This window comes from Bradyrhizobium sp. CCBAU 11357, from assembly GCF_028128865.1.
Classification (GTDB): Bacteria; Pseudomonadota; Alphaproteobacteria; order Rhizobiales; family Xanthobacteraceae; genus Bradyrhizobium.
Genome location: NZ_LBJW01000017.1, coordinates 460,368 through 474,141 on the forward strand (window position 1 = coordinate 460,368; position 13,774 = coordinate 474,141).

Annotated in this window: 12 protein-coding genes; 9 read left to right on the forward strand and 3 right to left on the reverse strand. The window is 61.7% G+C overall.

The features are described from left to right. Positions 1-271: 271 nt before the first annotated feature. Complete coding sequence (locus XI05_RS07245) at positions 272-451, reverse strand: hypothetical protein (protein ID WP_271499977.1); 180 nt, start codon at positions 449-451, stop codon at positions 272-274. A 1,164-nt stretch (positions 452-1,615) separates the two neighbouring features. Next, entirely contained in the window at positions 1,616-2,428 is an 813-nt protein-coding gene (locus XI05_RS07250; RefSeq protein ID WP_271499978.1) for a FadR/GntR family transcriptional regulator, read from the reverse strand. Between the two features lie 174 nt (positions 2,429-2,602). On the opposite strand from XI05_RS07250, the gene XI05_RS07255 reads away from it, so the two are divergent. Genes XI05_RS07255 through XI05_RS07280 form a run of 6 tightly spaced genes read left to right on the forward strand, consistent with a single transcriptional unit; the run spans position 2,603 to position 9,827 of the window. Continuing rightward, positions 2,603-3,568, forward strand: a complete 966-nt coding sequence (locus XI05_RS07255) for a dihydrodipicolinate synthase family protein (protein WP_271499979.1) — start codon at positions 2,603-2,605, stop codon at positions 3,566-3,568. Between the two features lie 32 nt (positions 3,569-3,600). After that, the gene (locus XI05_RS07260) at positions 3,601-4,713 is read left to right on the forward strand and encodes a BMP family ABC transporter substrate-binding protein (protein WP_271499980.1); all 1,113 of its coding nucleotides are present in this window, start codon (positions 3,601-3,603) and stop codon (positions 4,711-4,713) included. A 9-nt stretch (positions 4,714-4,722) separates the two neighbouring features. After that, on the forward strand, positions 4,723-5,799 hold the full coding sequence (locus XI05_RS07265; protein ID WP_271499981.1) for an ABC transporter permease: 1,077 nt from the start codon (positions 4,723-4,725) through the stop codon (positions 5,797-5,799). A 4-nt stretch (positions 5,800-5,803) separates the two neighbouring features. Then, a complete protein-coding gene (locus XI05_RS07270) occupies positions 5,804-6,730 on the forward strand; it encodes an ABC transporter permease (RefSeq protein ID WP_271500622.1) in 927 nt (308 codons plus the stop codon). 40 nt (positions 6,731-6,770) lie between these two features. Next, positions 6,771-8,285 (forward strand): ABC transporter ATP-binding protein, encoded by a 1,515-nt coding sequence (locus XI05_RS07275; protein WP_271499982.1) that lies wholly within the window; start codon positions 6,771-6,773, stop codon positions 8,283-8,285. A 42-nt stretch (positions 8,286-8,327) separates the two neighbouring features. Further along, positions 8,328-9,827 (forward strand): CoA-acylating methylmalonate-semialdehyde dehydrogenase, encoded by a 1,500-nt coding sequence (locus tag XI05_RS07280; RefSeq protein ID WP_271499983.1) that lies wholly within the window; start codon positions 8,328-8,330, stop codon positions 9,825-9,827. Positions 9,828-10,011: 184 nt separating this feature from the next. On the opposite strand, the gene XI05_RS07285 is transcribed toward XI05_RS07280, so the two are convergent. Further along, positions 10,012-10,899 carry a LysR substrate-binding domain-containing protein gene (locus XI05_RS07285; RefSeq protein WP_271499984.1) on the reverse strand — a complete coding sequence of 296 codons (888 nt, stop codon included), beginning with the start codon at positions 10,897-10,899 and terminating at the stop codon, positions 10,012-10,014. A gap of 108 nt (positions 10,900-11,007) precedes the next feature. Here XI05_RS07285 and XI05_RS07290 point away from each other — a divergent pair, with 108 nt between their 5' ends. Genes XI05_RS07290 through XI05_RS07300 form a run of 3 tightly spaced genes read left to right on the forward strand, consistent with a single transcriptional unit; the run spans position 11,008 to position 13,628 of the window. After that, on the forward strand, positions 11,008-11,757 hold the full coding sequence (locus XI05_RS07290; protein ID WP_271499985.1) for an SDR family NAD(P)-dependent oxidoreductase: 750 nt from the start codon (positions 11,008-11,010) through the stop codon (positions 11,755-11,757). Between the two features lie 24 nt (positions 11,758-11,781). Continuing rightward, a complete protein-coding gene (locus XI05_RS07295) occupies positions 11,782-12,621 on the forward strand; it encodes a transketolase (RefSeq protein ID WP_271499986.1) in 840 nt (279 codons plus the stop codon). Further along, positions 12,618-13,628: a transketolase family protein gene (locus XI05_RS07300; RefSeq protein WP_271499987.1), complete on the forward strand. Its 1,011-nt coding sequence runs from the start codon at positions 12,618-12,620 to the stop codon at positions 13,626-13,628. Before XI05_RS07295 ends, XI05_RS07300 begins: the two co-directional genes overlap by 4 nt. The last annotated feature ends 146 nt before the right edge of the window (positions 13,629-13,774 follow it).

The following is a 13,774-nucleotide window of genomic DNA, read 5'->3' on the forward strand; positions in this document are numbered from 1 at the left end:
TTCGGTAAGCGCGCCTTCCAGTTCTCTATCGGATTGCGACTGGGTCGAAGCTAGAGCGGGCCACTCCAACAATGACTTCGAAAGCATGGGCCTGCCTTCGTACCAGCATCTTCGTCCGTCGATGATGCGCCAAGACCAATACTCCCGCGCATTTGGTGGCACCTCGGCCCTGCATTGTTGTTTCGCCTGCGCAGTTGGCAGTCCAATCAACAGGAGCGCAGCGATGCAAGTGGCAAAACGAACTGATGGAAGTTGTTTTGCCATCTGAGCGCTACGGGCTACTTCGTTGCTGCAGCCGAGCTATGGCGACCACCAGATCGGGCCGCTCAAGAACCTCGACCAGCTTGTCGAAGATCATCCCCTCATTGTCGCGGGGGCGAGGCTGAAGGTATTCGTCCAGTATGCATTGGGCTTCGCTGATGGCGTGAATAGCCAATTGCTGATCTGTCATTGCTTCTTACCTATTCAGGCCGCATTCGAGTTACGCCGGTAGAGATAGATGGAAGATCAAGTCTCGATTTTGACTTATCCCATCAAATTTTATTTCATTGCGTGGTAAGGCGCCCGGAGCGAGCGCTGACAGGCCACACCGAAAAACTCGCGGAGCTATTAGGGGCGGGACGTAAGTGGGGTCCGGCTCCCTGGGGTTGATCAACTGGGTGAACCGGCTGAACTAAGCAGCGGAGACCAAAAACTCGGGTAAATGCTGTCGGGGGGAACGTAGGTAGCGCTCCCCCGCTACCATGATACCGCTATCCTAAGTCATCACGTGACCTGCCATTTCTGCTCTTGCCGCTCGTTTCTTCGGTCTCGAGGCTAGAGTTCGCAGTCGGCCTAAATAGGCCCTGTACCCACTTTTGTACCCCAGGATTTTGAATCTTTGCGCCGACGGCGGCGTTGTCGCACGCTGATGCACTAGCCGCCGCCGTCGCGTTCGAAGGTCGCAAGCGATCCGAGCACGCGGTCGACGTTCGGCGACGACTTCTACACCTGCATCCGTCGACCAGGTCGGTGCCGCGCTGACTGGCGACGCCTTGCAGGTCTCGGCGTGGTCGACGATCATCTCGCGCGGCGCTGGAGTTTCGCGGTGCTGGCCTGGATCAACCGGCCGCAGCACTTCCGGCTGACGGCGTCAGCATTCTTCCGTCATCGCCCGCGCTGCAGGCCTACCTGTGTCTCCAGAGCCGATCGCGTTCCGACGTCGGCGCCTGTTCACGATGCCGGAGCCGCTGCAACTGGCGGTTTCGTCGTAGCGGATTTTCTGAGGGGGCCGTATACACCCGACGCACTGAGCGGAAAAAGCTTTCGCCGATCGATGCCGCTCGCGCCACGAACGTTATCCGACGGAAGATGGGAAGCTAAGGCGAGTTAGCTTCCCTCCCGACAATGATTTCGCGCGATCCGCGCCTGGGCGATATGCTCGACGTCGATGGCGTGCCGTGTGCTCTACGTCCTTCAACGTCGTCGTCGTCGAGCCGCGCAGCCGCTATTCGACGCTCCGGGAAATCACGAGGCGGCGGCAGATCGCGCTCGGGAAACTGGGCTAGACTAACTCTGTCGACAAAATTGTCCGGCGGAAGGAGCTAATTGATTGGCCCTGCAAGTAGAACGTCCATCACGACAGCGGTCGCGGGCGCGGCGCCATTTCCGAATCGAGGATCAGTCGACCATCGAGACGGCCATCTAACCGCTTCACGTACTCTGAAGCTTCGTCCATGTGCGCCTTCATGAGCGCGCGCACGCGCTCGCTGTCGCGCGCGCGGGCGGCCTTGGCGATCTCCGTGTGAATCTTGACGTTGGCGCATCCGAATCTCGTGTGCTCTTCAGGAGGCGTCTGGGTGCTGAAGACAACCAGCCGACGAAGCATCTCGTTGATGAGCTCGCATGCGAAGCGCAGGAAGGGATTGGGGTTTGCTGCAGCCAGGATGTCGTGAAAGTCGAGATCCGCCTGGCGTTGACGAACCAGAAGAGACGGCTCCTGCGAGCTAGGCTGGCACGTTTCGATGTTGTGCTCCAACGCGTCGAGCTGCTCCTTCGACAGAAACGGCACCGAGCCGGCAGCCAATTCGGGCTCCAGCAGGCGCCGCGCCGCATAGATGTCCTCCATGCTGACCTCTTTGAAGAACAGGTAGTTCTGCAACAGCTGAAAGGTGCGCTCGAGCGGGACCTCCATGATCGTCGCCCCGCCAGTCGGGCCGGTGCTGATGGTGATCAGTCCCTGCACCTCAAGGGACTTAAGGGCCTCGCGGATCGTGCTCTTGCTGACCGAAAACAGCCGCTGAAGCTCCTTCTCCATGGGAAGCTTGTCGCCCGGACAAAGGTTCTTCTGGGTGATCAGCTGCTTGATCTCTTCGGTGACGAGATCGGCCCGCTTTTGAATTTTCAGCCGGCCCCCCGGTCGCGGCAATTTTTCCAGTTCGACCGTCATTCCCGAATTCTCCAAAGCGACCAATAGGATCCAGGGCCGGCTGCGGTGCGAACTGGCGCGGGGCCAAGCAAAGGACCGACTCACGGATTGACACTTCTCCCATAATAGGCATATTCATGCAAATCCGGTTTATCATGATAAATATAATAGACCGGTTGGACGAAAGGGAGCGGAATGGCGGTCGAACGGAACATCCCGGAAATCTGGGCGGCAATTCACACCCCCTTCGATGCATCCGGTGCCATCGACGAGGCCGGAGTCCGCCGGAACGTCCGCCACTACATCGCGACCGGATTGGCAGGGGTGTTCTGCAATGGGCTGATCGGCGAAGTCTGGTCGCTCACGCTGCAGGAGAGAAAGCGTGTCATCGAGGTCATTGCGGACGAGGCTGGGGGGCGCCTTGGGATTTCCGTGGTGATCTCCGGTCCCTCGGTGGAGGAAACCATCGATCTCGGCGAGCACGCGCGTCGGCTTGGCGTCAGCCACGCCGTGCTGATGGTCCCAACCTCGGGGCCGCGATCGCCTGCGCAGCAGTTCGCGTATTTGCACCACGTCTGTGTCCGCTTGGAGATGCCGATCGTCATCTTCAACGCGCGAACCGCCGCGGGCAGCCCATTGGATCCGGGCGTTTTCACGCAGCTCTGCTCGCTATCCAATCTCAAGCTCCTGAAGACGACAGGCAACGCAGCCGAGAACGCGGCGCTTCGCCAGGCTGCGCGAAACGGCGTGCTGGTGTCGGATCCGCTGGAAGAGAACTTCTTCGCCAACATGCAGACCGAGGGTCAGTCGATCCTCTATGCCGACCCCGAGCCCTACCTCTATCAACGCGGCGAGTTTCGCCCGATCGCGGAATATGTGGCTCTGTTGGCGGCCGCGCGGACGGAAGAAGCAGCACGCATCTGTGCTTCACTCGCGCCGCAGCGGATCATCTTCAACAAGTGGATCATGGACCCGCTGAAGCGCGGTCACATGCCGAACGCAGCGGTCAAGCATTGGTGCGATCTGATCGGCCTTGCCGGCGGCGCCGTGCGCTCGCCGGTCACGCCGCTGTCCGCTGCTGAAAGACGGGAGCTGGAAGCCGATCTCATCGCATGTGGTGCGCCCGGCCTGCTGTCTGCTGCCGAACGAATTTCGTCGTGACTTGCTGATTGCAATCTTCAACGGAGGGGAACATGACTTTGAAGCCTGTCGACCGTCGCTCGGTGCTCCAGATGCTGGCCGCTGCCGGCTCCGCACCATTCGTTCTCAAGAGTACCGTTGCCCATGCGGAGACGCCGCTCACCGTCGGAGTTCTCTACTCCGGCTCCAAGCAGGATTACGGCTTCAACCAGTCCCACGCGCAGGCCGCCGCGTCGCTCAAGAAACAACCCGGCATCAAGGTGATCGAGGAGGAGCGCGTTCCGGAAACGATCGCGGCCCAGCGCAGCATGGAAGGCATGATCCGTCAGGATGGCGCTCAACTCATCCTGGCGACGTCCTTTGGCTACTTCAAGCCGCACGTTCTGGAGATGGCGGCCAAGTATCCGGACGTCACCTTTGCCCACACCGGCGGCGTGTGGACGGCGGGCATGCCCGAGAACATCGGCACGTTCTACGCCTACATCTTCGAGGCGCAGTACATTTCGGGAATCATCGCCGGCCACATGACGAAGAGCAAGAAGCTCGGCCTGGTCGCGGCAAAGCCGACACCCAATCTTCTGCGCAGCATCAACGCGTTCGCGATTGGCGCGCGCTCGGTCGACCCGGCAATTCAGGTGCAGGTCATCTTCACGGGCGACTGGGTTCTTCCAGTCCGCGAAGCGGAGGCGACGAACACGCTGGTCGACCAGGGGGCCGACGTCATCGCCGCCCAGGTCGATAGCCCGAAAGTCGTGATCGAGACGGCGGAGAAGCGCGGCGTCATGTCATGCGGCTACCACTCGAGTCAGGCCGATGTGGCTCCCAACGGCTATCTCACGGGGGCCGAGTGGAATTGGATCACGCCCTACCTGGTCTACGCCGGCAGCGTGCGTGGCGGCAAGAAGCCGGAGCACTATCTCCGTGCCGGGCTTGGCGATCATTTCGTCAAGAACAGCCCGTTCGGGAAACTCGTTACGCCTGAGGCGCGCGCAGCGGCCGAGACGGCGCGGGCAGACCTCATCGGCGGCACGCGCGTGATCTACAGTGGCCCGCTCAAGGACAACAAAGGCAACGTCGTCATCCCTGCAGGAACTACGCAGAGCAGCAACGACCGTGTGCTTGATGGCATCAATTATCTCGTCGAAGGCATCATTGGCCAAGTCTAGGAGGCGCCCTTGTCTTCGATCTCCGGAATCGAACCCGGGCCATCGAGTCCGCCAGTAACTGCAGCCCAACTCGGTTTGGCATTGCCTGTGCTGGCGGTGCTGCTTGCGTCGGCCATCTTCGCGGCGTTCGTCGCCTTGTACGGACAGAATCCCGTCACAGTGTTCGGTCTGATCGTCCAGGGCGGCTTCGGCAGCAGCTTCGCCTGGCAGGATACCTTGTCGCGCGCCGCTCCCTTGGTCCTCGTGGGGCTCGCAGTTGCGATCCCCGCGCAAGCGGGGCTGGTGATTATCGGCGGCGAGGGAGCCTTGGTGCTGGGCGGCCTCGCGGGTGCCGTTGTGACGCTGCCGTTCGCGGGCGCGCACGCGCTTCCCATGCAGCTCCTGATGTTGCTGGCCGGCGCCTTGATTGGAGGACTCTGGTTCGGTCTGGCGGGCGTGCTCCGCCAGTACCGCGGCCTCAACGAAACGATCTCGAGCCTGTTGCTGTCTTATATCGGAATCGCCGTCTTCCACCACCTGACCGAAGGTATGTTGCGCGATCCGGCAAGTCTCGACAAGCCGTCGACCCACCCTATCGATCCCTCCTACATGCTGCCGACGCTGCCAGGCGTGGGCGTCCACGCCGGCCTTGCCGTCAGTCTATTGCTGGCGATCGCCGCACATGTCGTGCTCCGTTACACGCGCTGGGGGTTCGCGCTGCGGGTGGTCGGCGGAAGTGCGCGGGTCGCGCGGATGATTGGCCTTGCCGTGAATCGATGGATCATCGGTGCCTCGGTCGTGGCAGGCGGTATGGCGGGCATCGCCGGGGCCATCGAGGTGGCGGCCGTACAGGGGACCGCCAACTCCTCACTCATCGTCGGCTATGGCTATAGCGGAATCCTCGTCGCGTTCCTGGCGCGACACCAGCCGCTTGCGATTGTCGCTGTCGCGCTGTTGATCGGCGGCATGCAGGCAAGCGCCAGCCTGCTGCAACGGCGTCTCGGACTGCCCGATGCGACGATGCTGGTGTTTCAGGGGCTGATCTTCGTCTGCGTCCTCGTCGCGGATGCAATTGCGCAACAACTCCGAGAAACGACGCGGAGGTAAAGGCATGGATGGTACATCAATCGGTTGGCTTGCGCTGCCGCTCGCGATCCTGGGTGGGGCGATCCGTGTGTCGACACCCTTCATTTTCGTGAGCATCGGTGAGCTGATCACCGAGAAATCGGGCCGTATCAATCTGGGCCTCGAAGGCACACTGATGCTCGGTGCCATGGCGGGATACGCGATCTCCTACCTGTCCGGCTCGCCCTGGCTCGGCGTGCTTTTCGCGGGACTCGCCGGAATGGCCTTCGGGCTCCTGCATGGCCTGCTGTGCAGTGTGAAGCGCGTCAACGATACCGCGATCGGCATCAGCCTGATCGTGCTGGGTACGGGGCTCGCGTTCTTCCTGGGCAAACCCTTGATCGAACCCAAAGCGCCGCCGCTTCCCTCGATCGCACTCGGATTCTGGTCGAGCGTACCGCAGGTGCGAGCTGCGCTGGACGTCAACGCACTGTTCTTCGTCGGAATTGCACTGGCTTTTGCGGTCTACGTTTTCCTGAACAGGACCGGCTGGGGGCTGATGCTGCGTACGGTGGGAGATAGCGAGGATGCCGCACGCGCGCTTGGCTTTCCCGTACTGCGGGTACGAATCATCGCGACCATGGCGGGCGGCTTTCTCGCCGGCATCGGCGGCAGCTTCCTGTCGCTTTCGTATCCTGGGAGCTGGAGTGAAGGGCTGTCGAGTGGCCAAGGCATCATGGCGGTCGCGCTCGTCATCTTTGCGCGCTGGCGCTCCATCAACGCCCTCGGCGCATCGCTGCTGTTCGGCGGGGCGGGCGCTCTTGGTCCTGCGCTCCAGGGCATTGGCGTGACCGGCTATTACTACCTGTTCAATGCGGCCCCCTACATCCTGACGTTGGCGATCATGGTGGCCTCGACGTCGCGCGCCGCTCCGTTCGCCGATGCGCCGGGCGAGCTCAAGCTGCACCGGTGAGAAGCGCCGTGACGGGAATTCATCCTCGGAGGATAGTCCGATGACCGCTCCGCAAGTCGAGCTCAGGAACATGACGAAGCGTTTCGGAGCGAATCTCGCTTTGAACAACGTGTCGCTACTGATCCGCTCGGGCACCGTCCACGCGCTGCTCGGGGAGAATGGCGCTGGGAAGAGCACGTTGGTCAAATGCCTCGTCGGCTTTTACCATCCGGACGAGGGTCACATCGAGGTGGATGGGCGCGAGCATCGGCTGAGCTCACCGAAGGATGCCGACGCGCTCGGCATCGGCATGGTGTATCAGCATTTCACTCTCGTGCCGTCGATGACGGTGGCGCAGAATCTCGTCGTCAGCGGAGCGAGATTGCCGGCCTATATCAACTGGCAAAACGAGCTAAGGCGGCTGACCGAAGTTACAAAGAAGCTTCCGTTTCACGTGCCACTCGACGTACGCGTCTCGCAGCTCTCGGCGGGCGAGAAGCAGAAGGCCGAGATCGTCAAGCAGCTCTATCTCGGGCGCAAGCTACTTATCCTAGACGAACCGACGTCGGTGCTGACGCCGGCAGAAGCCGATGAAGTGCTCGGCCATGTTCGTAGCCTGACACGGACGGGCGAACTCAGCGCCATCCTGATTAGCCACAAGTTCCATGAAGTGCGCCGATTCGCCGACGACGTGACGGTGTTGCGTCGAGGCGCGTCGGTGCGAACGGGCGCCGTCGCCGATTTGAGTGATGACGCTCTGGCAGAAGCTATGATCGGAGAACCGGTCAGCAAGATGGTGCAGCACGCGCCGAAATCACCGCCGAAGTCCGATATTATTCTCTCCATCAGCGACCTCCGCGTGAACGGCGACAATGGTCTTCCCGCCGTGAAAGATCTCTCGCTCGTGGTGCGGGCAGGCGAGATTGTCGGGATTGCCGGGGTATCCGGAAATGGACAGTTGGAGTTGGTCGAGGCCCTGATGGGGCAGCGGGATCGCAGCGGTACGATGACCGTGTCCGGCTCATCGTTCAACGGTACGCGACAGGAAATCGCTCGCCTCGGCGTCTACGGACTGCCGCAAGAGCCCCTGAAGAACGCCTGCATCGATCGCATGTCGCTGGCCGAGAACCTTGCCCTGCGCAATTTCGATCGGGTGCCGCTCTGCCGTGGTATCGCAATGAACTACGGCGCGCTCGCAGAGCAGGCTGAGAGGCTGGTCGCACAATTTCGTGTCAAGGCGCCTGGCCTGACCGCAAGCATGAGCACGCTGTCCGGTGGCAACGTGCAGCGGGCCGTACTGGCGCGGGAGCTCACGCAGGACGTCCGATTGCTGGTCGCGTCCAACCCGACGTTCGGTCTCGATTTCGTTGCGTGCGAAGAAACGTACCGTCGGATCCTCGAGGCCCGGAACGGCGGAGCCGCAGTGCTGCTCATCTCGGAGGATCTCGACGAGTTGCTTGGCTTGGTCGACAGGGTCCTCGTCATGAGCGCGGGTCGCATCGTCCATGAAGTGTCAGCCGAGGGCGCCGACAAGCGCGTGATCGGCAAATACATGGCGGGAATGAAAGCGGCCTGATTTGAGGGCGCGGGTCTGATCAGAAACAAGAAGGAGACGTTCGTGGTCACGCAGATCAATCATTTCATCAATGGCAAGCAGGTCCCGGGTGGCAGCGAACGCAGCTTGCCGGTCTTCAACCCGGCAACGGGCGAGCAGACCGGCCGTGTTGTGGCCGCCAACGCGGTCGTGGTGGCCGACGCGGTGTCCGCCGCCAGCAGGGCGGCCCAGGGTTGGGCCGACACGACGCCTCTACGTCGTGCGCGCGTTCTCAATCGATTTCTGCGGATTCTCGAGGATCGCGCAAGTCAGCTTGCCGACGTGATCGTCTCCGAGCACGGCAAGGTTCACTCCGACGCTCTGGGCGAAGTTCAGCGCGGAATGGAGGTGGTCGAGTTTGCCACGGCCGCTCCGCAGCTCCTCAAGGGCGAACTTACGGAGAATGTAGGTACCCGCGTCGACAGCTATTCTACTCGCCAGCCGCTCGGTGTCGTCGCCGGAATCACGCCCTTCAATTTCCCTGTCATGGTTCCGATGTGGATGTTCCCGGTCGCTCTCGCCTGCGGAAATGCGTTCATTCTGAAGCCATCTGAGCGCGACCCGTCGCCGTCGCTCCTCATGGCGGAGTGGCTGAAGGAAGCCGGTCTGCCGGACGGTGTGTTCAATGTCGTGCAAGGCGACAAGGAAGCTGTCGATGCGCTGCTGCACCACCCGAATATCTCGGCGATCAGCTTCGTGGGCTCCACACCGATCGCGCAGTACATCTATTCGACGGCCGCGAACACCGGGAAACGCTGCCAGGCCCTTGGCGGCGCCAAGAACCACATGATCGTGATGCCCGATGCCGACATGGATCAGGCGGTCGATGCGTTGATGGGGGCCGCCTACGGTTCCGCCGGTGAACGCTGCATGGCGATCTCGGTTGCCGTGCCGGTCGGCGAGGGGACGGCGGATAAGCTGATCGCTGCGCTCGAACCCAAGGTCCGAGCCCTGAAGGTCGGGCCGGGTACCGACCGCGAAGCGGAGATGGGGCCTCTCGTCACGAAGCAGCACCTGGAGAAGGTAAGGAGCTATATCGATGCCGGTGTCGCCGAGGGCGCAAAGTTGCTGGTCGACGGACGCAAGTTCAGGATGCAGGGCTACGAAAATGGTTTCTTCGTGGGTGGAAGCCTGTTCGACCATGTCAAGCCGAACATGAAGATCTACAAGGAAGAGATCTTCGGACCGGTGCTGTCAGTCGTTCGAGCGCCGGACTACGCGACAGCCGCGCGCATGATCAATGAACACGAATTTGGCAATGGTACCGCCATTTTCACACGTGATGGCGATGCCGCGCGTGAATTCGCCAATCAGATCAAGGTGGGGATGGTCGGCATCAACGTTCCCATTCCGGTGCCGATGGCCTTTCACTCCTTCGGTGGATGGAAAGCATCGATCTTCGGCGACCACCACATGCACGGCCCTGAAGGCGTCCGATTTAATACGCGAATGAAGACGGTCACCAGCCGCTGGCCGACCGGAATACGAGCCGGTGCCGAATTCGTCATGCCGACAATGTCGTAGCAGACTGCGACCAAGTCTCTGGATACCGGTTCCTCCCTGACTGCGAGGGCCTCTCAGGCCCTCGCTTCTTTTCGGAAAATTAGTCTGATGCGCGTTTCTAGCATCATGCCTGCCACTAAGGGTCGGGGGTGGATGGAGCAGGCACTGGGCTTGATTGGGTTGGGTACCGTGACAGAGCTGCGGCTCACTGCGAGGAGCGGACATCGAGTTGCGCCACGACCCAATCTGCAAAAGCTCGTACCGCCGATCTTTGCCGGCCTGCGCGCGGGTAGATTAGGCGGTGGCCAACGTAGCGAATATCGTTTGCGCGCTCCGCCAATGGAGCGACCAATCGCCCACTCGCCAGTTCGCGTTCGGCGAGAAGCGTCGATTCCAGCGCTACTCCCAACCCCTCTGCGGCTGTCGCGATCGCGAGAAAGCTGCGATCGAACCTCATGCCATGGAGCGCGGGGGCTTCCAATCCATTGGCGGTGAACCATTGGTGCCACTGAACCTGCTTCACATCAGAGCGGATCAGCGTCTGATGGAGAAGGTCGATCGGTCTTTTTATTGACTTCGCGAGAGCAGGTGAGCAGAGGGGGGTGACCGTCTCCTCGGGAAGAGGAACAATTTCGACGCCCTCAGCACGCGGCGGACCATAGACGATGTCGATATCAAAATCATCATTGCTGAAACGCGCGTAGTCCGTGTTTGCAGCCAGTCGAACCTCGAGCTTCGGGTAAGCGGCGAGAAATTGTGCAAGCCGGGGTGCCAACCATTGCGCGGCAAAGCTCGGAGCTGAGTGGACGCGCACCAATTGCGGTCCGCGCGCGGCGACTTCCTCGAGGCCGCGGCGGAGTTGGTCGAAAGCCGCTCCGGTGTGGCGCATCAGATTCTCGCCGGCCGGCGTGAGCCGCACGGATCGCGCGCTGCGCTCGAACAGAACGGTGCGAAGTGTGCCCTCCAGCTTGCGGATGGCATGACTGACGGCACTCGGCGTCAGGTGAAGCTCATTCGCCGCATCGCGAAAGGATCCGGTGCGAGCGGCGGCCTCAAAGGTGCGAATTGCCGATATCGGGACATTCGACAGCATTCCATAAGTGAACCAGATTCATCGATCCGTGACAACTGTGCGCTTGTCCGTTACGCCTCCGCAGTTCATTGGTCTTGCCAAGGAAAAACAATCTTGCGGGAGAAACTGATGCTGCTCAGCGGTAAGACGGCCATCATTTCGGGCGCGGCATCGCCGCGCGGCATCGGGCTTGCAACGGCACGGCGGTTCGCTGCCGAGGGAGCTCGGGTCGCCATTCTGGACATCGATGCTGACGCTGCGGCGGATGCTGCAGCACCGCTTGGAGAGCCCCACATCGGCCTTCGGTGCGACGTCGCCGACAAATCGTCCTGCGAGCAGGCCGTCGCCCGGGTGATCGAATCCTTCGGCAGCATCGATATTCTGATCAACAATGCTGGCATCACCCAACCGGTGAAGCTCCTGGAAATTACGGAGGCCAACTGGGATCGCATTCAGGACGTCAATCTGAAAGGGGTTCTGTTCCTCTCCCAGGCCGTGATCCCGCACATGCGCGCGCGCAAGTCCGGATCGATCGCCTGCATGTCCTCGGTTTCGGCCCAGCGCGGCGGCGGAATTTTTGGCGGTCCGCACTATTCGGCCGCGAAGGCTGGTGTGCTTGGTCTCGCCAAGGCGATGGCCCGTGAATTCGGCCCGGACGGCATCCGCGTCAATTGCGTCACGCCCGGCCTGATCGGCACCGATATCACCGCCGGCAAGCTGACCGACGAGATGAGGGCGAAGATCCTGGAAGGCATTCCGCTCAATCGTCTCGGCACAGCGGAAGACGTCGCCGGGATCTACACCTTCCTGGCCTCGGATCTCTCCGCCTACGTCACTGGCGCCGTGATCGACGTCAACGGCGGCATGCTCATCCACTGAGCCGGCAAGACAAGGTCTCGATCGATGGAAACGCTGACCAACACGCCCAAGCTGGCGGACCGCGCCTACAACATTCGCCGCAATGCGCTGCGCATGGGCGAGGTCCAGGGCCAAGGCTATATCGCACAGGCGCTGGACATCTCGGACGTCCTCGCCGTGGCCTATTTTCAAGCGATGCGCTACAGGCCGGAAGATCCCTCCTGGGAAGACCGCGACCGCTTCCTGCTCTCGAACGGGCACTACGCCATCGCGCTCTACGCAGCTTTGATCGAGGCGGGGATCGTCCCCGAGGAAGAGCTCGAGACCTATGGCAGCGACGAGAGCCGCCTGCCGATGTCGGGCATGGCCTCCTACACGCCCGGAATGGAAATGTCGGGCGGCTCGCTCGGGCTTGGGCTCAGCATAGCAGTCGGCATGGGCCTGGGGCTCAAGCGCAAGAAATCAGACGCGCGGGTGTACACGTTGTTCTCGGACGGCGAGCTCGACGAAGGCTCGGTCTGGGAGGCGATCCAGTCGGCGGGCCATTACAAGCTCGACAATCTGATCGGTATTATCGACGTCAACAATCAGCAGGCGGACGGTCCCTCGACACAGGTCATGGCATTCGAGCCGCTGGTCGACAAGCTTCAGGCTTTCGGCTGGTTCGTACAGCGGATCGACGGCAATGATCTCGATGCGGTCATTGCGGCGTTCGATGCTGCCAAGTCTCATCCCGCGCCCAAGCCGCGGATGATCGTCGCTGACACGCTGATGGGGAAGGGCGTTCCCTTCCTGGAGCAGCGCGAGAAGAACCATTTCATCCGCGTCGAGCAGCACGAATGGCAGCTCGCGCTGGCCGCGCTGGAAGCCGGGAGGCAGGCATGAAGACCGTCAGATCAGCTCCCCAGCCGGGCAAGCCGCGCCTGACCACCTCAGCCATGATCGCCTCGATCGCGTCGGAGGGACAGAAAACGAAACCGGCGCCGTTTGGACATGCGCTCGTCGAGCTTGCGCGCAGCCGTCCCGATGTGGTCGGCATGACGGCCGATCTCGGCAAATACACCGACCTGCACATCTTCGCGAAGGAATTCCCGGACCGCTACTATCAGATGGGCATGGCCGAGCAGCTTTTGTTCGGCGCAGCTTCAGGTCTTGCCGCCGAAGGCTTCATGCCGTTCGCAACCACCTACGCGGTGTTTGCTTCGCGGCGCGCTTACGACTTCATCCACCAGACCATCGCGGAGGAAGACCGCAACGTGAAGATCGTCTGCGCATTGCCTGGTTTGACCTCGGGGTATGGTCCGAGCCATCAAGCCGCGGAGGATCTCGCGCTGTTTCGCGCCATGCCGAACATGACGGTCATCGACCCCTGCGATGCCCATGAAATCGAGCAACTGGTGCCTGCGATCGCGGCGCATCAGGGGCCGGTCTATATGCGCCTGCTGCGAGGCCAAGTGCCGCTCGTGCTGGACGAATACGACTACAAGTTCGAGCTCGGCAAAGCCAAGCTGATCCGTGACGGGAAGGACGTTCTGATCATCTCGTCCGGCATCATGACCATGCGTGCGCTCGAAGCCTTGCAAACTCTGACGAACGACCGCGTCGATGCTGCGGTGCTGCACGTTCCGACCATCAAGCCGCTCGACGCCGAGACGATCCTGCGTGAAGCCGGTAAATCAGGCCGCCTGGTCGTCGTTGCCGAAAACCACACGACGATTGGCGGTCTCGGCGAGGCGGTCGCCGCACTCCTGATGCGTTCCGGCGTCCATCCGCCGTTCCGCCAGATTGCATTGCCGGACGAATTTCTTGATGCGGGTGCACTTCCGACGCTGCACGACCGCTACGGCATTTCGACCGCCGAGGTCGCAAGGCAGATCAAGCAGTGGCTTTAGCGCACCGGCACTGAGCGCCAGTCAGGCCAAATCCGAGTGAAGAGTTCCGCCCGCTGCATGTTGCGGCAGGCGAGCGATGGCTGTTGCCCGAACGCGGGCGTCGAAGAGTCAGGACAGCCGGAAACCAGCGCAGGCCATGCAGCCGG